17 protein-coding genes are annotated in these 19822 nt (G+C 59.9%); all 17 read right to left on the reverse strand.

Features of this window, described 5'->3' with window-relative positions:
- Nucleotide 1 precedes the first annotated feature (1 nt).
- Nucleotides 2-811 carry a TatD family hydrolase gene (locus tag CLOEV_RS09420; RefSeq protein WP_084482291.1) on the reverse strand — a complete coding sequence of 270 codons (810 nt, stop codon included), beginning with the start codon at nucleotides 809-811 and terminating at the stop codon, nucleotides 2-4.
- A gap of 252 nt (nucleotides 812-1063) precedes the next feature.
- The gene (gene metG, locus CLOEV_RS09425) at nucleotides 1064-3022 is read right to left on the reverse strand and encodes a methionine--tRNA ligase (protein WP_034443373.1); all 1959 of its coding nucleotides are present in this window, start codon (nucleotides 3020-3022) and stop codon (nucleotides 1064-1066) included.
- 3 nt (nucleotides 3023-3025) lie between these two features.
- Nucleotides 3026-3853 carry a 16S rRNA (cytidine(1402)-2'-O)-methyltransferase gene (rsmI, locus tag CLOEV_RS09430; RefSeq protein ID WP_008712411.1) on the reverse strand — a complete coding sequence of 276 codons (828 nt, stop codon included), beginning with the start codon at nucleotides 3851-3853 and terminating at the stop codon, nucleotides 3026-3028.
- Nucleotides 3853-4575 (reverse strand): tRNA1(Val) (adenine(37)-N6)-methyltransferase, encoded by a 723-nt coding sequence (locus tag CLOEV_RS09435; RefSeq protein ID WP_034443375.1) that lies wholly within the window; start codon nucleotides 4573-4575, stop codon nucleotides 3853-3855. The genes rsmI and CLOEV_RS09435 overlap by 1 nt, the downstream gene beginning before the upstream one ends.
- Nucleotides 4575-7994 carry a chromosome segregation protein SMC gene (gene smc / locus CLOEV_RS09440; protein WP_034443377.1) on the reverse strand — a complete coding sequence of 1140 codons (3420 nt, stop codon included), beginning with the start codon at nucleotides 7992-7994 and terminating at the stop codon, nucleotides 4575-4577. Before smc ends, CLOEV_RS09435 begins: the two co-directional genes overlap by 1 nt.
- Nucleotides 7969-9471, reverse strand: coding sequence for an Rne/Rng family ribonuclease (locus tag CLOEV_RS09445; RefSeq protein WP_034443379.1), 1503 nt, complete (start codon nucleotides 9469-9471; stop codon nucleotides 7969-7971). The genes smc and CLOEV_RS09445 overlap by 26 nt, the downstream gene beginning before the upstream one ends.
- A 15-nt stretch (nucleotides 9472-9486) precedes the next feature.
- Nucleotides 9487-10092 (reverse strand): TIGR03936 family radical SAM-associated protein, encoded by a 606-nt coding sequence (locus tag CLOEV_RS09450; RefSeq protein WP_034443381.1) that lies wholly within the window; start codon nucleotides 10090-10092, stop codon nucleotides 9487-9489.
- A complete protein-coding gene (locus CLOEV_RS09455) occupies nucleotides 10079-11866 on the reverse strand; it encodes a TIGR03960 family B12-binding radical SAM protein (protein ID WP_034443383.1) in 1788 nt (595 codons plus the stop codon). Before CLOEV_RS09455 ends, CLOEV_RS09450 begins: the two co-directional genes overlap by 14 nt.
- A 68-nt stretch (nucleotides 11867-11934) precedes the next feature.
- Nucleotides 11935-13056 (reverse strand): rod shape-determining protein RodA, encoded by a 1122-nt coding sequence (gene rodA, locus CLOEV_RS09460; protein WP_034443385.1) that lies wholly within the window; start codon nucleotides 13054-13056, stop codon nucleotides 11935-11937.
- A gap of 30 nt (nucleotides 13057-13086) precedes the next feature.
- The gene (minE, locus tag CLOEV_RS09465; RefSeq protein ID WP_008712422.1) at nucleotides 13087-13389 is read right to left on the reverse strand and encodes a cell division topological specificity factor MinE; all 303 of its coding nucleotides are present in this window, start codon (nucleotides 13387-13389) and stop codon (nucleotides 13087-13089) included.
- A 9-nt stretch (nucleotides 13390-13398) separates the two neighbouring features.
- The gene (gene minD / locus CLOEV_RS09470; protein ID WP_008712423.1) at nucleotides 13399-14199 is read right to left on the reverse strand and encodes a septum site-determining protein MinD; all 801 of its coding nucleotides are present in this window, start codon (nucleotides 14197-14199) and stop codon (nucleotides 13399-13401) included.
- Between the two features lie 19 nt (nucleotides 14200-14218).
- Nucleotides 14219-14902 (reverse strand): septum site-determining protein MinC, encoded by a 684-nt coding sequence (locus CLOEV_RS09475; RefSeq protein WP_034443387.1) that lies wholly within the window; start codon nucleotides 14900-14902, stop codon nucleotides 14219-14221.
- 63 nt (nucleotides 14903-14965) lie between these two features.
- A complete protein-coding gene (mrdA, locus tag CLOEV_RS09480; protein WP_008712425.1) occupies nucleotides 14966-16762 on the reverse strand; it encodes a penicillin-binding protein 2 in 1797 nt (598 codons plus the stop codon).
- Complete coding sequence (locus CLOEV_RS09485) at nucleotides 16755-17222, reverse strand: hypothetical protein (RefSeq protein ID WP_008712426.1); 468 nt, start codon at nucleotides 17220-17222, stop codon at nucleotides 16755-16757. Before CLOEV_RS09485 ends, mrdA begins: the two co-directional genes overlap by 8 nt.
- Nucleotides 17219-18004 carry a rod shape-determining protein MreC gene (locus CLOEV_RS09490; protein WP_008712427.1) on the reverse strand — a complete coding sequence of 262 codons (786 nt, stop codon included), beginning with the start codon at nucleotides 18002-18004 and terminating at the stop codon, nucleotides 17219-17221. The genes CLOEV_RS09485 and CLOEV_RS09490 overlap by 4 nt, the downstream gene beginning before the upstream one ends.
- 15 nt (nucleotides 18005-18019) lie before the next feature.
- The gene (mreB, locus tag CLOEV_RS09495; RefSeq protein ID WP_008712428.1) at nucleotides 18020-19075 is read right to left on the reverse strand and encodes a rod shape-determining protein; all 1056 of its coding nucleotides are present in this window, start codon (nucleotides 19073-19075) and stop codon (nucleotides 18020-18022) included.
- Between the two features lie 41 nt (nucleotides 19076-19116).
- Nucleotides 19117-19815 (reverse strand): JAB domain-containing protein, encoded by a 699-nt coding sequence (locus tag CLOEV_RS09500; protein ID WP_008712430.1) that lies wholly within the window; start codon nucleotides 19813-19815, stop codon nucleotides 19117-19119.
- Between the last annotated feature and the right edge of the window lie 7 nt (nucleotides 19816-19822).

The raw sequence follows: 19822 nt of genomic DNA on the forward strand, positions 1-19822 counted from the left end.
TTTACATGCTCCATCCGAATAATCTTTCGCCGTTCTCCCTGACCGCCTGCGCAAACTCCTCAAGAGGGAGCCCTTTGAGCATCGAGAGGTATTCATAGACCGAACGCACATGCCACGGCTCGTTCTGCCTGCCGCGGAAGCCCTGCGGCGCGAGGTACGGAGAGTCAGTCTCACAGAGGATGCGGTCCAGCGGCACCGTCATCGCGATCTCACGCAGCGCCTGGTTCCTGGGATATGTCACGGGGCCGGCGAAGGAGATGTAAAAACCGAGGTCGAGCGCCGCCCGCGCGTCCTCCGCATTGCCGGAAAAGCAGTGGACGACGCCGCCGACAGCTTCGGCCCCCCCGGCGCGCAGCATCGCGGCGACCTCGCCGTTGGCGTCCCCCTCACTCCGGTTCCGCGCGTCGCGCACGTGAATAACGATCGGTTTGCCGATCCGTTTCGCAAGCTCTATCTGCGCGGAAAAGACGCGGCGCTGCGTTTCGCGCGGCGAATGATCGTAAAAATAATCGAGGCCGATCTCGCCGATGGCGCAGACTCTTTCATTCTTCGCAATTTCTTCCAGCTCGGCGAGATAATCCGGCGATACCTTTTCCGCTTCGTGCGGATGCACCCCAGCGAGCGCGAATATCTCCGGCTGATCCGTCTGTGCGGAGGCCAGCGCCGCCGCCTCGCGGCTCGTCGCAACATCGGCGGAGGCGAAGAGCATACGTTTTACCTCATTCCCGGCGGCGCGTGCAAAAACATCCGCCAGTCCGTCGGGATAATATTCTCTATTCAAATGACAATGAGCGTCGACCAGAAACATCATAGATTCCTCTCAAAACAAAAATAAACCGCATCCCGCCTATTATACTACAATAAAATCGGGCGCCGTATCCCCAATCAGTTTCCGTATAAATCGCAGTTTATCTTTCCCCGCAATCGCGTAAATCGGCGTTTAGACGTGCCGGATGCTAAATAACTTTGGGGTCTGCGCCCGGAGCCGTATATCAATACGGCGAGGACCGCAGACCCCGAAGTTATGACGCAGACGGCGCGTATAAACGCCGATTTACCAGATTTAGCTGATGCGGCTGCCTACCGGTATAGACTCGTCCATCACGGTCAGCAGCGTGAGAACCTCCTGCCGCGTCTCGGGGCTCTCGGCGGCGAGCAGCATACCGTTGCTCTGTACGCCGCGGAACTTCGCGGGCTTGAGGTTGCAGAGGACGATGATCTTTTTGCCCTCCAGCTCTTCGGGCTTGTAGAACTCCCTGATGCTGGAAACTATGACGCGCTTCTCATATCCGAGATCGAGGTTCAGTATGTAGAGTTTGTCGGCCTTCGGCACGACTTCGATCTTTTCTACGAGCGCGACTCTGAGGTCCAGCTTCGCGAAGTCGTCGTATTCTATCTGCGGTTTCGGCTCCGTGTATTTGAAGAAGGCGGCCGGGTCGAGTTTTGCGCGCTTCTCAAGGTCGCGCTCCTCCTTTTCCTTTTTCCACTTCTCCATGTCGATGCGCGGGAAGAGGATGCCGCTGCGGTTTACCTTGACCGGCCCCTCGATGCCGCCCCATTTCCAGTTTGCGCGGCCTCCGTCGAGCGGGCAACCGGAGAGGCCAAGCTGCGACCAGATCTTAGCCGCCGTGTCGGGCATGAAGGGGGCGACGAGCACCGCCGCGAGGCGCAGCGATTCCCAGAGCGTGCGCAGCACCGCGTCGAGACGCTCGACGTCGCCCTCGCGTCCGAGCTTCCAGGGCTCGGTCTCGTCGATGTATTTGTTCGCGCGGCCGATGAAGGCCCAAAGGCACTTGAGCGCGTCGTCAAAGGCGAAGCGGTCCATCAGTTCGCCCATTTCGGCGAAGGTCTTATCCGCAAGCGCTTCGATCTCCCTGTCGAGCTCCGTCGGCGTGTAGGAAACAGGCAGGTCGCAGCCGCGGAACTTGTCTATCATCTGCAGCGAGCGCGAGAGGAGGTTGCCGAGGTCGTTCGCAAGGTCAGAGTTGATGCGCTGCGCCATCGCGAGCTCGGAGAAGTCTCCGTCGTGCCCGAACGGCACCTCGCGGAGCAGGAAGTAGCGGAAGGCGTCGATGCCGTAGAGGCCGACCATCTCAAAGGGGTCTACGACATTGCCGAGGGACTTCGACATCTTCTCTCCCTCGACGGTCCACCAGCCGTGCGCGAAGACGCGGACGGGAGGATTGACTCCGAGCGCCATCAGCATCGCGGGCCAGATCACGCAGTGGAAGCGGATGATGTCTTTGCCTACGAGATGGCGCACCACCGGCCAATAATTCTCCCACTTGCCGCCTTTTTCGGGAAAATCGAGAGCGGAAAGATAGTTGATGAGCGCGTCAAACCAGACGTAGATGACATGAGCCTCGTCTCCGGGAAGGGGTATGCCCCATTTGAGCGTCGTGCGCGAGATCGACTGGTCGCGGAGGCCGCTCTTGATGAAGCTGACGACTTCGTTGTAGCGTTTCTTCGGCATGATCGCGTCTGGGTGTTCCTCGTAGAATTTGAGCAGCGGCTCGGCGTACTTCGAGAGGCGGAAGAAGTATGTCTCTTCCGTCATCTTCGTCAGCGGCCTGTGGCAATCGGGGCAGGTCTGCCCCTCTCCCATCTGCGCCTCGGGGACGTAGGTCTCGCAGGGCACGCAGTACCAGCCCTCATATTCCCCTTTGTAGATGTCTCCGGAGGCCATCAGGCGGCGGAATACCTCCTGCACGACCCTCTCATGGCGTGGCTCGGTGGTCCTGATAAAGTCGTCGTTCTTGATGTTGAGCGCGACCCACAGTTTCTGGAAGTTCTGCACGACCTCGTCGCAGAGCTCCTGCGGCGTCATGCCGCGCTTTTCAGCGACGGTCTGTATCTTCTGGCCGTGTTCGTCGGTGCCGGTGAGGAAATAGCTGTCCTCCCCGCCTGATTTATGCCAGCGGTTGAGGACGTCCGCGGCGATGGTCGTATAGGCGTGGCCTATATGCGGAACATCGTTGACATAGTAGATCGGCGTGGTGATGTAAAAATTCTTTTCTGACATGATTTATGCCTCCCTGGAGCAATTTTCTATAATGAATTTTTTTATGACGTTCTTCTGTATACCATACTTTATCGCGAGCGAGTTGGCAAGATTTTTCGTAGACTCCCCGGCGCGCGCCAGCTCTAACGCCTCGTCCCTCCAGGCGTCGTCGTCTCCTTTTTCCTCCGCCGCGCCCTCGACGACGCAGACGAACTCCCCGCGGATTTTTCCCTCCGGCATTGTATCACAAAATGAGAGCAGCGTGCCGCGGATGGTCTCCTGATGCACCTTGCTTATCTCACGCACAAGCGCCGCGCGCCGGTCGCCGAGGAGGCCGCCCATCAGTTCAAGCTCTTTGAGCAGCCGATGCGGCGACATGTAAAAAACAAGCGTCTCACGCACGTTTTTCATCTCTTCCAGGCGCTTTCTTTTTTCTTCCTGCCTGCCTTTCAGAAAACCGACGAAGAGAAAAGACTCCATCCCGATCCCCGAAAGCAGCAGCGCCGGCAGCAGCGCGTTTGCGCCAGGCAGCACGTCTATGGGGAAGCCGCGTTCCATCGCCGCGCGGACGATTATCCCGCCGGGGTCCGAGAGGCCGGGCGTGCCGGCGTCGGAGACGAGGGCGACGCGCTCGCCGGCCGCCAGCCGCGCCATCAGCGGTTCGACGCGCGCCGTTTCATTATGCTCGTGGCAGGAGACAAGCGGCTTTTTGATCTCAAAGTGGTTGAGAAGCTGCAAGGTGTGACGGGTGTCCTCGCAGGCGATGACGTCGGCTTCGCGCAGTTCGCGCAGTCCGCGCAGCGTCATGTCCTCAAGGTTCCCTACGGGCGTCGGTACGATTATGAGCGGCATCAGCGGCCCTCCCCTATGGAATATGCCTCTTTAAGCTCCGGCGTTTCGCGTCCCGCGGCGTCCGTTATGAATAAAGGCGGTTCTATTATAAGTCCGTGGCGGCCGGAACGCATCGCCTCGATAAGCACGACGGAGGCCCGCTCCCCTGGCTTCGGGTGGACGCAGCGCATCTGCTTCGGCGGCGTCTTGTAGCGGTCCAGCAGCGCAAAAAGTTCGCCGGCGCGGTCGCCGCGCATGACGATATCAAGCCGTCCGCGATTTTTCAGAAGATAGTGGGCGGCGGCGATGATATCCTCCAGCCGGCAGCAGGCGCCGTGCATCGCGGCGGAGACCGCCTCCTTAGGGCTTGGACGGCTGCGCTCCGCCTCATCGTACGGGGGGTTCACCACGATCCGGTCGAAGTCCTGCGGGGGGGCGATTTTTTTATACTCCCTGATATCGGCGGCGCGAAACTCCACGTCGAGCCCGTTCAGTTCGGCGTTTTTTTCGGCGAGCGCGATGAGGTGCGGCTGAATGTCGACGCCCGTCACGGAGAATCCCCGCTTTGCGAGGATGAGCGACACCGCGCCGTGCGCGCAGCCGATCTCCAATATTTTTTCACCGCGTTTAGGGCGCGAGAAGTGCGCGAGAAGGACGGTATCGACATTCACGCGCAGCCCTTCGCCCTCTTCGGGCTGGATGATCTTCAGCGCCCCGCGGAGCAGGTCGTGGCAATTTTCCATCAGCTCCAGTCCTCAAGCCTCACGCCGACCACCTGCGAAAGCCCCGGCTCCTGCAGCGTGACGCCGTAAAGGACGTCGGCGCGCTCCATCGTCGCGCGCCTGTGCGTCATCGCGAGTATCTGGCGGCTCTTGGCGTATTCCTTCGTCAGCTCGCTGAAGCGGCGGAGGTTGGATTCGTCAAGGGCGGCGTCCACCTCGTCGAGCACCGCGATCGGCGATCCCGCGACCTCCATCGTCGCGAACAGCAGCGAGATGGAGATGAGGGCGCGTTCGCCGCCGGAGTACTGGTTAAGCACCTGAGTGTGCTTGCCCGGCAGCCGCGCGTCGATCTCGACGCCGGTGTTCCAGATCGTCTCCCCCTCGGTCATCACAAGATGCGCCTCGCCGCCTCCGAAGAGAGTCTTGAAGAGATGGCAGAAGCGTTCGTCGACCTTCAGGAGGGCGGCGGAGAACTGCTTGTGCGCCATCATATCGGCGTCTGTTATGAGCCGCTCGATCTCGGCGGCGCTCGCGCGCACGTCGTCGAGCTGTTCTCCGAGGAATGAGAGGCGGTCTTTAAGGTTCTGGTCTTCGGAGAGGACGCCCATGTTGACGTCGCCGAAGGCCTTTATCTTCCGGTCGCCGTCGCGTATCTTCCGGCGCAGCTCGTCGATGCCGACATCTTCCGGGAGTTCCGCGGGGCCGGGATAGGGGAACTGCTCTTCCCATGTATTGACGAGTTCGCCGAGGTCGCGCTCCGTCTCTCCCTTTCTGGCCTGCGCCAGCGTGAATTTTTCCGATTCGCCCCGCATCCGGTTCTCCGCCTTGGCCTGGCGGCTCTTTATGTATTCCTTGATCTTTTCAAGTTTAGTGTAGTGACCGCCGTGTTCCTCTATATCAGCAAGAAGCTCTTTGCGGCGCGTATGTATCTCAAGGCAGCTGCCGCCGACGCGCGCGAGGTTGGAGCGTTCGCGTACGCAGCTCTGGTCAAGCTCCGCCGTCTCTTCCTCGAGCTTGCGCAGCTTTCCCTCCTGCGCCCGCACGTCGTTGCTCACGCGGTTCATCAGCGCAAAGCCGGCAGAGAGGTTGGAGGCGGCCACAGTGGCGCGGGCGCGGCATTTTTCGCGCTCTTCGATGAGATGGCGGTCGTCCTCCACGTCGGAGGCGCTGTCGCGCTTTTCCTCAAGCTCGTCTATGGCGGCTAGCAGCGCGGACCAGTTTTTGCCCTCTGCCTTTATAGAATCTAGTATCCGCCCGCGTTCTCCCGCGGCGCGGCGCTGTTCTTTGACGATGGACTCCTTCTGATCCTCTATGACGGCGATCTTGCCGTTCACCTCACGGATCTTGCGGGTGTATTCTTCCTTTTGTTCGGAGGCCGCCAGCTCTTTTCCCTCGGCCTCTTTGTATTTTTTCGCGAGGGCCTCCGCGGCGCTCTGGGCCTTGGCCGCCTCTTCCTCAAGACGCGTCACCTGCGCCTTCATCTCGAGCACGCGGCCGCTCTTCTGGCTGCGGCCGCCGCTTACGGTGCCGCCCGGCTGGAAGACGTCGCCCTCCATCGTCACTACGGGCCCCTTGAAGCCGGAGCGCACGAGCTCTTTCCCGATGTCGTACGAGTCGACGATGAGGAGGTCTCCCATGATATGCTGGATGGCCGGCAGCCAATGGTCTTCGATCCGAATGAGCTCTATCGCCCAGCCGACGATGCCGCGCGACGGCAGCCGGACGGCCTTGTTGGGATAGCGGGGGCGCGCCCTTTCAAGGGGCAGGAATGTCGCCGTGCCGGCGGAGTTTTGTTTGAGCCTGTTGATGCAGCGCCCCGCCTCCTCCATATCCTCAACGAGGAGCTGGAACTGGCGTCCGCCTAGGTAGGCCTCGAGCGCCGCGGCCAGATTTGCCGGAGCGGACAGGACGTCGATGACGGCGTGCGGGTCCGCGTCAAGCCGCTTCAGCTTGGCGGCGGAGAGCAGATGGCGCACCGGCGCCGGATAGAGCCCCGCCTGTAATGATTCCGCGGCGTCGTTGAGCTTGGAGCGCAGGTTCACCGACTCGCGCTTTGCGCGCTGGAGTTCGGAAGCGAGGCTCTGGCAGAGGGCGTAAAGCTCGCCGTGTTCTTTGACGAGCTTCTCCTGCTCCGCATTCAGCCTGTCGCGTTCGCTCTCAAGGTGCTTTATCTGAAAATCGAGGTCTTTGCGTTCGTCCGGGACGCTCGCCTTTTTATTGCGCAGTTCCAGCAGCTCTTTACCCAAATAAGAGAGCTTCGCGCGGCACTTTTGGAGCTCGCCGTCAAGACGTCCCTTTTCTTTATTCCACGCCTCGCGTTCAAGGCGCGTCTTTTCAAGCCTCTCATTGTATTCGTTCCACTTTTTTTCTATCGCCTTCTGAGCCTTCTCGGCCTTCTCGACCTCTTCGCGCGCCAATTTGTTGTCTTCGAGGGATTTTTTCTGTTCTTCCAGCAGCTTTTCATAGCGCGCTTTCGCCTCTGTCTGTTCCGCCCTGGCTTCCTGCAGCCGCGCCTTCGAGCCGCGCAGGTTCGCCGCCGAGGCGTAACCGGATTTTATGAGGCTGTCGAAGCGGTTGCGGCACTGCTCCAACTCCCAGCTCTGCTGGCGGTGGGCCTGAGCGGCGTGCGTAAGTTTAAGCTCGATCGCCCCGTTCGCGCTCTTCCAGTAACGCGACCAGAAGATCGCGCCCTCGCGCAGTGAGGCGGCCGCCTCAAGTTCAGCCTCGATGCCGGCTATCGTCCGCTCGCATTCAGCGCGCCGCAGCCAATAAAGAAGCCGGCGGTCGCCCTCGATGCTGTCCATGATCGCGCGCATCTGCGCGGCGCGCGCCACGTCCGGAGCGATCTCCTCGCGGCGCGAGGAGAGTTCGCCCATCAGGTGGCGCAGCTGGTCGTATTCCTCTTTGACCGTCGCGAGGCGGTCCTGAGCCTCCATACGTTTTTTTCTGTATATGTCGATGCCGAAGAGCACCTCGAGGTGCATGCGGCGCTCGGAGGGGCTCTGCTTGAGCACCTCCTGCACTTCGCCCTGCCCGATGAAGGCAAAACGCGCGCCTTCAAGCTTCCAGCTCCGCTTTATTTCGTCCAGTTCCGTGAGCGTTTTGCGCGTATTATCGACAAAGAGGCTCGTGGCTCCGTCGGGGGCCGTGACGCGGCGCTTGACGGAGCAGACGCGCTCATCTTCGCGCAGGTGAAGGGTGACCTCGGCCTCGCGCGCCGTCTCTTTGCTGACCGACCCTTGAAAGAGCAGGTCGCTTTGGCGGCTGATGCGCAGGCGGTTCGCGCTGCTGTCCCCCAGCGACCAGCGCAGCGCGTCAAGCAGGTTGCTCTTGCCGCTGCCGTTAGGCCCGACGATCGCCGTGAACCCCGAAGATAGGATCAGGTCGTGCGAACCGCCAAAACTTTTGAACCCTTTAAGCTGAAGGCGACCGATGTACAATGGCCCAGCCCTCCCGTTTCTGAAGCACGTTTATCCGGTGCTCAACCTGCGACAGCGACCCCTGGCATTCAAGACGGTATTTGCCCCAGGAGAGGTCGGGGCAGCCGCGGATAAAGATCTTGCGCTCAAACTCCTCTTCCCAGGCGGAGAGGAAGGTATCGCAGATATATTCGGCCACCGTTGTGTAACACTCCACCAGCAGCGCCTCCGCCTTCGACGAGAGCGTGATCTTCCTGATGAAGCGCTTTATCTGTATCGCCACGCCCTCCTCTTTTGTGACGGTTCCCAGGCCGCCGCAGAAAGGGCAGCCGCGCGTCAGCGCCGCCCTGATATCCGTGCGCGCGCGTTTGCGCGTTATCTCCACGAGGCCGAGCCCCGTGACGCCGTAGACGCGCGCCTTGCAGCGGTCGTTCTTGAAAAGCTCCTGCAGCTGATGCACGAGGGCGTGATTGTCCTCCTCGTTCTCCATATCTATGAAATCGACGACGACGATGCCGCCGAGCGCGCGCAGCCGGAGCTGTCGGGCTATCTCGACCGCGGCCTCCAGGTTGGTCTTGAGCACCGTATCGTTCAGGTTCTTAGAACCGACAAATTTACCGGTGTTGACGTCGATCACCGTCAGCGCCTCGGTCTGGTCTATGACGAGGTAAGCCCCCGAGGGGAGCCAGACCTTGCGGTCTTGAAGCTCCGATATCTGGTTTTCCAGCCCATAGACCTCGAAGAGAGGCATCTTGCCTTTGAAGAGATTCACGTCGATCTCCTTCTCGGGGAAGAACTTTCTGACGATAGCCTCTACGCCCTCTTTTTCCTCTTCGCTGTCGATGACGATCTCGTCTATCTCATCGGTCAATTCGTCACGCAGCACTCGCTCGAGCGATCCGATGTCGCGGTGGATGAGGCAGGGGGCGCTGTTCTGTTTGGCGTTGCGCCGTATCGTCTCCCACTGCGAGAGGAGTCCTTCGACGTCCTCGCGCAGCCCGTCTGCGTCGCAGCCCTCCGCGACGGTCCTGATGATGATCCCGAAATTCTGCGGGCGTATATCCTTCGCTATGGAGCGCAGCCGCGCGCGTTCGTCATCGTCCTCGATACGTTTGGAGACTCCCGTCTCGTGGCCGCCGGGGATGAGCACCATGTAACGCCCCGCGAGCGAGACACGCGGAGAGACGCGCGCCCCCTTGCCCTTGCGGGCGTTCTTGACGACCTGCACGAGCATGTCCATGCCCGGCCGGACCTCCATGCCTTTGACGTCGTCAAGGTAAAGGAAGCCGTTGCGCCCGTCTCCAAGGTTCAGAAAAGCGGAATTCATTCCCGGCAGGACGCTGTCGACGCGCGCCTTATATATCTCGCCCGTCCGCTGATGTTCCAGCATCCTTTCGACAAAAATTTCGTAAAGCTTCCCCTTCTCGTCGATTATGGCGATCCTGATCTCTTCGGGGTCAACGAGATTTGCTATTATCTTCTTTGACCAGCCTGACATATCTCAAACCTCCAATTAAATGAGCGGCAGGACGGACCGGGTCTCCGCATCCCAGCGGCCCACGACGGCGCGCTCTATGCGCAGGTCCCGCCAACCCGAAACGACTTCCGCCGCGGCGAGCGCCTTAACGAGCAGCCCCGCGCCGCAGTGTTCCAGATCGCCTACCGTCAGCGACACGGTATCGCCGTCAATGGAGCAGGCAAAGAGCGCGTTAAGGCGCGCGGCTTCGCCGGAGAGCACCTGTGCCGCCCGTTCGCCAAAGGACGCGCCTTCGCCGGATATCCGGTAGACCGCCGCGTCTGTCAGCTTTGCGAGCCCTACTCCGTCCTCAACTTCCGCACATTTCAATATTTTTAAACCCTCCGGGAGCATCGCGCTCCAGCGGAGAGAAGATCCTGAATCCCATTCCGCAAACCAAAAATCCGCCGGCTCCGCGAGGCCGTCAACGCCGATCGCCAGCGGCGAGGCGAGGCTGATCCGCGGATGCGGCGAAAAGCCCTGCGTAAACTCCTGCGTCAGCCCGGCACGCCGCGCCGCGCGGGAGAAAACCACCGGCAGGTCCATGTGGTTTACAAAGGTAAAGAGCCCGCGTTTTTCAAAGATGATCCTAATTCTCGACATGCGGACACCCCTTCGCCTTCGTGCGGCCCTGCCAGCCGCAGCCGTTGCAGCCATTGCGGCAATCCGCGGTGGTCGCCGCCGCGAGCGCCTTGGCGCGCTCGCTCATCAGAAATTCTTTCGTCACGCCGCAGTCGATATGGTCCCACGGCAGTTTATCATCCAATCCGCGCGCCGCCGTATAGGAGGCCGCCTCTATCTTCAGGTCGGCAAAGACCTCCATCCAGCGGTCAAAATTGAAATATTCCGTCCAGCCGTCAAAACGGGCTCCGCGCCGCCACGCCTCCTCGACGGCGTCGGCGAGGCGCGAATCTCCGCGCGCGAAGACCCCCTCGAGGAAAGTCTGCTCCGGCTCATGGTATGACAATGAGATCTTTCTGTTCCTCAGCGAATTTTTGAGCCGGCGTCCGCGTTCGCGGAGCTCTTCGATCGTGGCCTGCGCCTCCCACTGAAAGGGCGTGTGGGCCTTCGGCACGAAGCCAGCAACCGAGGCGTTGACGTCGCCGCGCCGTTTATGGCGCTTGGCGATCGCCGCCGCGCGGCCGCAGATATCGAGAATGCCCGCGAGGTCCTCGTCCGTCTCCGTCGGCAGCCCCATCATAAAGTATAATTTTACCCTATCCCAGCCGTGGGAGAATGTCTCATCGAGCGCCGCATCTATCGCCTCGTCGGTAACTCCCTTATTTATGACGTCGCGGAGGCGCTGCGTTCCCGCTTCGGGAGCGAAGGTGAGACCGCCCTTTCTCATCGACTCGAGCCCCGCCGCCAGATTCACGGAAAAAGCGTCGACGCGCAGGCTTGGCAGAGACAGTTTTATCTGGTTGTCCGCAAGCATCGCGGCAAATTGTTCCATCGCTTCGGGGAGGCCGCTCCAGTCACAGGTGGCAAGAGAGAGGAGGCCGACCTCCTCCCAGCCCGTCGTTTTCAGCAGCCCCTTGACCTGTTCGCAGACGGAGGCCGCGCTGCGCTCGCGCAGCGGGCGGTCGATGATCCCGGCCTGGCAGAAACGGCAGCCGCGCGTGCAGCCTTTGAATACCTGCACCGCGACACGGTCGTGAACGATGCCGGTATTCGGCACGATCATCGAGGTGTGGTAGAAGGCGTTGTCCAGATCCTCGGCGATCCGGCGCCTGATCTTTTTGGTCCCGTCATGCAGCGCCGGAACGTAGACCCCCTCTATACCGGCGAGGGCCGCCAGCTTCTCGGCGCGCCTGGCGCCTTTGAGCTCATGGAGGAGTTTCAGCACCTCCGGAATGAGTACCTCTCCGTCTCCGACCATAAAAGCGTCTATGAAAGGAGCTACCGGCTCCGGAGCAAGCGCGCCGATGCCGCCGGCTACGACGAGAGGGTGCTCTTCGCCGCGTTCGGCTGAGCGGAACGGTATCCCCGCGAGATCGAGTATCGTTAAGATGTTTGTATATGACAATTCGTACTGCAGCGTAAATCCTACGACATCGAAATCGGCGAGCGGCCGCTTGCTTTCAAGCGCCCATATCGGCGTGCCGGAATCCCGCATCGCCGCTTCCATATCCGGCCACGGCGTATAAACGCGCTCCGCGTCCGCGTAGGGCAGCGACTTCGTCAGCGGATAGAGTATCTGGAAGCCAAGGTAGCTCATTCCGACATCATAGAGGTCCGGGAAGGCGTAACATATACGCACAAGCCCGTCGCCCTCTTTGACGGGACCGCTTCCCCATTCTCCGCCGATATAGCGGGAAGGGCGTTTTACAGAGGAGAGCAGCTTGCGAAGCTGTTCCTCTTCGATTGCTCCTTGCATAAAATTTCCTCCTAAAATCTTTTATGTGAGCCGCCTGCCGCATACGGCCGGCGGAATATATTTCTGCTTTAAAACCGTTCCTGCCGCGCGACGATATTCGCGCTCTGAACGAGCGCCAGTCCCAGCGCTATTACGAGCAGAGAACTGCCGCCGTAGCTGAAGAGCGGCAGCGGAAGCCCCGTTACCGGAGCGAGCCCCATGCTCATCGCCACGCTCTCCATTATCTGAAACCACAGCCATGCCGCGATCGCCGCGCACATCAATTTCGCCTGCAGGTCCCTTGTGTACTGCGAAACGTTCAGAATGCGCCATAACAGTATCGCGAAGAGCAGAAGGACCACGGCGCAGCCGATAAAGCCAAACTCCTCGGAAAATACGCTGAAAATGAAGTCGGTGTGCGGCTCCGGCAGGAAATGGAGCTTTCCCTGCGTGCCATGCATGAAGCCCTTGCCGTAAAGTCCGCCGGAACCGACCGCAATGCGCGATTGTATAACATTATACCCCGCGCCCTGCGGATCTATCATCGGATCGAGGAAAACCAGCAGCCGCATTCGCTGGTATGGCTTCAGTATCATCCACCCCAGCGGCAGCATCGCCGCCCCGGCCCCGACGATCGAACCCAGTATTTTCACCGGCGCGCCGGCCGCGACGAAGACGGCAAAGAGCATGACCGCATAGACCAGAGAACTCCCCAGGTCGGGCTGGAGCATTATCGGCACGATGGCGGCTCCGGCGACGAGAATAGCCGCGCCGATGCCGCGCCCGCTGCTGGGAGGCAGCGCCGAGCACAGCCTGGCCAGCGCGAGCGCGAATACGACCTTGCCGAGCTCGGAGGGCTGGAAACGAAAGAACCCAAAGTTGAACCATCGCTGCGAGCCCTTTGCGGTGTGCCCCACGACGAGGAGCAGCACAAAAACGACCACGATGGCGATAAAGAGCGGCCACGCGTATTTAAGAAAATTGCGATAATCGGCCTTGAGCACCGCCAGATAGACCGCGGCTCCCATCGCGCCCCAGACGAGCTGCCGGATGACAAAGCCCGAAACCGAGGCGTCCCCCTTCGCAAAAGAAGCGCTCGCGCTGTAGATCGCGGCGAGGCCGAAGCAAAAGAGGACGAGCGTCACCGCGATCATTATCCAGTCCGTGTATGAACGGATGTCGCTCCAGCTCGTGGAAAATTTTTCAGCCATTTATTGCCGTCCCCGGCGCGGTGAATAAAATCATCGCTTTTCCGTTTCGCCCGTCTTTTTTCTTCCCCTGACGGGCCGCTGCATGTTCTTCAGCGGAATGCTGGCGAGCAGCGCCACAGAACGGTCCTCTCTGTTGAGGTCGAGTTCTATTCCCTCTTCGTCTATATCAAGATACTTTTTTATCGTCTTTATCAGGTCCGAACGCAGCGCCGTCAATATCTCCGGCGAGATGTCGTTCCTGTCATGGATCAGTACGAGCTGCAGGCGCTCCTTCGCCACCGAGCCGCTCTTCTGCGAGCCAAAAAGGCTGCTGATACAGTCAAATATACCCATACCGTTCACCTAACCTTTGGAAAAAAGTCTGCGCAGCGAGGCAAATATGCCGCCCTCTTCCTTTGAAAGGTCAAGGAAGGGGATCTTTTCGCCGCAGATCCTCTTGGAGATGTTTTTATAGGCCGCTCCGGCCTTCGTCCCCCCAGAAAAAATGAGCGGCTCGCCGCGGTTGGCGGAGATGACGATCGATTCGTCGTCCGGGATCATTCCCACGAGATCGACCGCGAGGATGTCGAGTACGTCCTGGACCCCGAGCATCTCGCCGCGCTTCACCATATCGGGGCGGATCCTGTTTACGATCAACTGGATGGGCGCCTTATCCATCGATTCAAGCAGGCCGATGATGCGGTCCGCGTCGCGCACCGCCGATACCTCGGGGGTGGTCACGACGAGCGCCTCCGTCGCTCCCGCCGCCGCGTTCCTGAAACCGGATTCTATGCCGGCGGGGCTGTCGATGAGTATAAAGTCGAAATCCGGGCTCAGGTCGCCGCAAAGTTTCTCCATCTGCTCTGCCGATACGGCGTCCTTCGTCTTTGACTGCGCCGTCGGTATCATATAGAGGTTCTCAAGGCGCTTGTCGCGGATAAGCGCCTGATTGAGGCGGCAGTTCCCCTCGATAACATCTATGAGAGTATATACGATGCGGTTCTCAAGGCCCATTATGACGTCTAAGTTTCTCAGCCCCACGTCTCCGTCGATGGCGACGACCTTGTATCCCTCCGAAGCGAGAGCCGCCGCCAGGTTTGCCGTGGTCGTCGTCTTGCCGACGCCGCCCTTACCGGAAGTAATTACGATTATTCTGCACCCCAAAACTGCATCCTCCTTTACATTACAGTACCGGCCATGGAGAGACCAGCACCTCGTTGTCTGATATCCTAACAGTGACGGCCTTGCCCCAAAAGGGGGAATTCCTGTCTATTATGCCGACCTTCGTACCGATGCGCACCTGCCCGGCCTCCAGAGAACGCGTGATCACCGTCATCTCGTCGCTGCCGCCGCAGCCCGCGTGGACGAGGCCGTTGAGACGCCCGATCACCGTGACGTTGCCTTTGGCCGCGACCTCGGCCCCCTGGTTGACGTTGCCGATTATTACCACATCGCCGGCGTGGCCGATGTTCTGCCCGCCGCGAAGCGTGCCGAAATAGACGAACCCGGGATAGATCCCCTCGTCCGCGCCGGCGCGCGTCTCTTTTTTATCGGGCCTTTCAGTCATGTGTTCTCCGGCGGAGGTCCTGAACCCCATTCTGTCAAGGGCCTCCTTGGACTGCGGATCGGAGACTATCCAGAGAGAGACCGTGCTTCCGCTCGGCTCGATAAAATTCTTCCAAATTTTCGACAGCAGCGCCGGAGAAAAACGGCGCGTCTGCAGGTCTATCTCAATTTCGCTCCCGGCGAGCAAATGCCCGCCCGTCGAGAGAAGCGAATTGAAGCCGTCAAACATCTGGCGTTCGCTCATATCGGCGGGGACGACGCATCTTAAAAATCCCGCCTGTCTGCCTTTTAACTGAATCATCTTCCAGCACCCCTAATAAACAAACTAAGCTTGATTACGGAAATCACAGGCTTCCCATCTCACTTATGTCCCCGTCGGCGCGGCCGGCTTATTTATCTCATTCGCCGGTTTGGGTTCGGTATACTTTACGCCGTTAATGAGAAAATTCAGCATCTTTCCGACTATCGGTCCGGCGACCGACGCCCCGCCCTTTCCGGCCTCCGCGATCGCGACGACCGCGTATTTCGGATTATCCGCGGGAGCGTAGCCGACAAACCAGGCGTGGTCGTCGCCGTGTGAGTTCTGCGCCGTGCCGGTCTTTCCCGCGACCTTGACCCCATAAGAGCTGGCCCTCTTTCCCGTTCCGCTCTTTGTGACCTCCTGCACGCCCTGCTGTATCAATTTTAACACTTCGGGCGAGATGCCGAGAGCCGCGCTTTCGGTCGGAGCGGCGGTGTTCAGCCGCGGCTTTAAAAGTTTACCACCATTTGCGAGCGCCGCGTAGGCTCTTAATACCTGCAGCGGCGTCATCAGCACATAGCCCTGTCCTATCGAGTAGTTGACCGTGTCGCCGCCGTACCAGCTCTCTTTTATCCTCTTTTTTTTCCATTCCGGCCCCGCGAGCGTCCCCGAGGCCTCGCCCGTAAGGTCTATCCCCGTCTTTTCGCCGACGCCGAACTTGGCGGCCGTCTTTATGAGCCTGTCGATCCCCATCTGGCTCGAAAGCTGGTAGAAATAGACGTCGCAGGAATCTCTGAGAGCGTTGATTATATTTTCGCGCCCGTGACCGCTGTGTTTCCAACAGCGAAACCGGTGGTTTCCAAGTTCGAAATATCCCGGACAGCTGACGGTCGTATTCCTGTTGGCCACATTGCTTTCAAGTATCGCCGAACCTGTGACGATCTTAAAGGTCGAAGCGGGGGGATAGGCCCCTGAAATCGCCCTGTTCATCATCGGCCTTTCGTCATGGTCGTTAAGCGCGGCCCACTCTTTAGTGGTGATGCCCCACGTGAGCGGGTTGGGATCATAGGAGGGGGCGGAATAGAGGCAGCGTATGCCGCCGTCGTTTATGTCCATCGCGATGATGGTCCCGCGATATTTTCCGATCAGCTCCGCCGCGTAGCGCTGTGCCGCGAGGTCTATCGTCAGCGTCATATCGTCGCCCTTGGTCGATTTTACATAGCTGATATTGCGCAGCTTCCGGCCGCGCGAATCGACCTCGATGACCTCTTCGCCGGCTGAACCGCGCAGTATCTCCTCATATTCGCCCTCGATGCCGTTTTTGCCGATCATGTCGCCGCCGCGGTAGACCTCGGCGTCGCCGGCCTCGAGTTCCTCCTTCGTGATCTCCGCGACATAGCCCACGACATGCGCGGCATACTGCGCCGCCGGATAGGTACGCCGCCAGACCGGCGTCAGAAAGAGTACCTTCTTGAAGTCCCTGTCCATTATCATCTCCGCGACCTGCGCAAAGGTGAGGTTCGTGGCGACGGTTATCGCGCGGTAGGGAGCGGAATATTGTTTAGCGACGGTCTCTCTGAATTTATCTTCGGTCATCGGGATGCCGTTGCGCACCAGGAGCGCCGTCACAGACTTAATATTTTCCTCTTTCTGAAGGTCTATCGGGTAGCCGTTGATGTTGAAGGTACGGACGTTCACCGCGAGCGGCGCTCCGTTTATATCGACGATGCTGCCGCGGGGCGGAAGGATGCGCAGGATGCGCAGCCTGTTCTGGGAGGCGAGTTTGACATAGGTGTCGCCCTGGACCACCTGGAAGAAAAAGAGCCCGGCGACAAGCAGCATGAAAGATACAAATACCGCCGCCTGCAGGAAGCGCATGCGGCGCATGATATCGAACTTGGAATACTGCGAACTAACCATTCCGCCCCGACACCTTCCAGAAGAGCCACGAGAAGAAGATGATCACCGGCACGGCCATCAGCTGCTGGACGACGAACTGCCGCATCGCCGTCTGGCTCGGGATAGTCCAGAAGAAAAAGTGTACGCCCGCGTAAAACAGCTCGCAGCCGACGGACATCATCGTAAAGGTTACGGGCGTGCGCCCCTGGACCGGCGTCTTCTGCCAGAGGAAACAGGCGAGACCGATGAAGCCTCCGCCGATCGCCGCGGTCAGTCCCGGAAGGTTGGTCCAGCGCAGGTCCCAGATAAGGCCGCCGATAAACGCGCCCCAGACCAGCCCGGTCTGGCGTTCCTTCGTGGTGTTGGGCAGCAGCGCCATGAAGAGCGCCGTCAGCAGGAATGTATCGGGCACCATGCATATGCCCATCAACAGCAGCTGCGCGAAATCCTGCAAAAGCCAGACGGCAAGGAGCAGCGTCACTTCGGCGCCCTCCGGCCCGTAAAGACCTCCACATTATAAAGCTGCGTCAAATGCGCTCCGGCGCTGAGCTTCATCTCCGTATATCCCTCTTTGTTTTCGTCTATGTCGATTATCGTCCCGACCGGCAGCCCGGGAGGGATGAGGTCGCTCATCAGCGAGGTGGATATCGTCATGCCCCGCTTAAGTTTGCGCTCCTCCGGTATATAAAGCAGCTTTAGATGGCCGAAGTCGTCGCCGTTGACTACGCCGAGGTCGCGCGTCTGATCCACCGCCGCCGCAAGCAGGAACGAAGAGGAGGTGATGAGTTCCACCCAGGCGTAACTGTCGCCGACTCTGGTCACCCTGCCGACGAGGAAGCCCTCAGAGGTGACGGCCGCCTTTTCCACGACGCCGTCGCGCGCGCCCTTGTCGATACGGAACTCCTGCCACCAATCCTGCGGGTAGCGCAGGGTGACAAGGGCCCGCACATAAGACTCCCTCGCCGCCGGCTCCTTTATCGCCGCGCGCTGCAGCGCCTCGGAGAGCGCCTGGTTTTTAAGTTCAAGGCGCTCGACGCGTTCGTTGAGGCTCGCGCGTTCCATCACCCAGTTGCCGCTGAGCTGCACCAGGTTGCGTATATAGAGCACAGGCTTCTCAGGATATGTGAGAGCGGCGTTCACATATTCGACAGCCGCGTACTTCGCGGAGGGCACCGCCGTCATGAAAAGCAGGAGCCCCACCCCGGCGAGAACGGATGCGACTCCGCCGAGCCATGGACGGCTTTCCCTGCCAAGAAGCTGCATTTATTGATTCCGCCCTTAAGCGCCCTGCTTCTCGACGGTGATCGAGAGCCTGTTCTTGTCCTGCGGCATCTCGAGGATCTTGCCGAGGCCAAGGGCCACAGAAAAGACGGGCTGTTCCGCGATGTGTATCGGAACGTTAAGCGCGTCCGCGAAGCGGATGTTGAGGCCGCGAAGGTTGGCCGTGCCGCCGGAGAGGACGATGCCCTGATCGACGATGTCGCGGACAAGCTCGGGCGGCGTGCGTTCGAGGGTCGAACGTATCGTCTCCTCTATCTGCATCACGATCGGCTCTATCGATTCACGGACCTCTTCCGAACAGATGCTTACCACCTTCGGCAGGCCATCAACGAGATCGCGCCCCTTGACGTCCATTTTAAGTTCCTGATCGAGCGGGATCACGGAGCCGATCGCGATCTTTATCTCCTCCGCCGTGCTTTCACCGATAGCAAGCGTGTAGTTCTGGCGCAGCATCGAGATGATCGCCTCGTCAAGGGCGTCGCCGGCCACTCTGACCGACTGGTTGATGACTATTCCGCCGAGGGAAAGCACCGCGACCTCGCAGGTGCCGCCGCCCATGTTGACGACCATATTGCCCTGCGCCTCGTCGATAGCCAGGCCGATGCCCACCGCCGCGGCGAGCGGCTCTTCCACCACGAAGGCCTCTTTGGCCCCCGCGGCGAGCGTCACTTCGACCACGGCCCGCTTTTCGACCTCCGTAACGCTCGCCGGCACGCAGACGGCGACGCGGGGATGGGAAAACATCCCGCCGGAGGCCGTCGCCTGCGACATGTAATGGCGTATCATGTGCTGCGTCATTTCAAAATCGGCGATCACTCCGTGCGAGAGGGGCCTTACCGTCGTTATCCCCTGCGGCGTGCGCCCCACCATCTTTTTCGCGGCGGCGCCAAAAGCTATTATCTCCTTCTGCCCCTTGCGGCCAAGGTTGCGCACCGCGATGACCGAGGGTTCGTTGATGACGACGCCCTTTGATTTAACGTATATGACCGTATTTACCGTCCCAATATCTATTCCTATCTCGTGGTTGAAGAGGTTGGGTCTGAAACTGAACAAAACTAGCCCCCGCTTTCAATTGACTTTTCTAAATTATACCTTCAAATTTTACCAGGCGCCGCTTCGAGACCGTACTCCGCCAGGCGCTCCCCCTTAACGGGAAAGAGTTCCCCGTCGGCGGCGATATAGTGTCCCTTGAGCTGCATCCCCAGAAACCGCAGTCCCTGTTCTATATGCTCCGTAAGCTTGACATCATCACGGCTCGGCAGCCGGCAGCCGTCCGGGTGGTTGTGCAGGACAACGACCTTAGCCGCCGAGATCCTCACGGCCTGACGAAAAAACACCGGCAGGTCAAGGTAGGCCCCGGAAATACCGCCGAAAGAAAGCTCGGATTCTCCAAGCACGCGATCCTTCGCGCTGAGAAAGAACGCGAAAATGCATTCCCGTTCCATATACTTCGTTTCAAAGGCCTTTGCGAGCAGCGCCCCGCGCCAGTCCGAACTCTCCGCTCCCTTCATGAGCACCATACGCTTCCCCAGTTCGAGCGCGGCGGCGAGAGAGGCTGCTTTGGCCTCTTTCAGCCCCTTCTCCTGCATCATCTCCGCGGTGGTGGCACGAGCCAGCCCCGCAAGTCCGCCCATCCGCCGCAGCAGGCCCTGCGACAGAGCCGCCACATCCTCTCCCTTTCTGCCGGTCCTCAGCAGGATCGCAAGGAGTTCGGCAAGGGAAAGCGAGTCAGGGCCGTGTTTGATAAGTTTTTCCCGTGGCCGTTCGCTGTGCGGAAGCTGCGAGAAATCCATAGCAAAG

The sequence above is a fragment of the Cloacibacillus evryensis DSM 19522 genome (assembly GCF_000585335.1).
GTDB classification, from domain to species: Bacteria; Synergistota; Synergistia; order Synergistales; family Synergistaceae; genus Cloacibacillus; species Cloacibacillus evryensis.

Bases quoted from the DNA above. Each gene is read 5' to 3' on its own strand.
- CLOEV_RS09420 (WP_084482291.1), bottom strand. From the start codon at position 811: ATGATGTTTCTGGTCGACGCTCATTGTCATTTGAATAGAGAATATTAT.
- metG (WP_034443373.1), bottom strand. From the start codon at position 3,022: ATGTCAGAAAAGAATTTTTACATCACCACGCCGATCTACTATGTCAAC.
- rsmI (WP_008712411.1), bottom strand. From the start codon at position 3,853: ATGCCGCTCATAATCGTACCGACGCCCGTAGGGAACCTTGAGGACATG.
- CLOEV_RS09435 (WP_034443375.1), bottom strand. From the start codon at position 4,575: ATGGAAAATTGCCACGACCTGCTCCGCGGGGCGCTGAAGATCATCCAG.
- CLOEV_RS09445 (WP_034443379.1), bottom strand. From the start codon at position 9,471: ATGTCAGGCTGGTCAAAGAAGATAATAGCAAATCTCGTTGACCCCGAA.
- CLOEV_RS09450 (WP_034443381.1), bottom strand. From the start codon at position 10,092: ATGTCGAGAATTAGGATCATCTTTGAAAAACGCGGGCTCTTTACCTTT.
- CLOEV_RS09455 (WP_034443383.1), bottom strand. From the start codon at position 11,866: ATGCAAGGAGCAATCGAAGAGGAACAGCTTCGCAAGCTGCTCTCCTCT.
- rodA (WP_034443385.1), bottom strand. From the start codon at position 13,056: ATGGCTGAAAAATTTTCCACGAGCTGGAGCGACATCCGTTCATACACG.
- minE (WP_008712422.1), bottom strand. From the start codon at position 13,389: ATGGGTATATTTGACTGTATCAGCAGCCTTTTTGGCTCGCAGAAGAGC.
- CLOEV_RS09475 (WP_034443387.1), bottom strand. From the start codon at position 14,902: ATGATTCAGTTAAAAGGCAGACAGGCGGGATTTTTAAGATGCGTCGTC.
- mrdA (WP_008712425.1), bottom strand. From the start codon at position 16,762: ATGGTTAGTTCGCAGTATTCCAAGTTCGATATCATGCGCCGCATGCGC.
- CLOEV_RS09490 (WP_008712427.1), bottom strand. From the start codon at position 18,004: ATGCAGCTTCTTGGCAGGGAAAGCCGTCCATGGCTCGGCGGAGTCGCA.
- CLOEV_RS09500 (WP_008712430.1), bottom strand. From the start codon at position 19,815: ATGGATTTCTCGCAGCTTCCGCACAGCGAACGGCCACGGGAAAAACTT.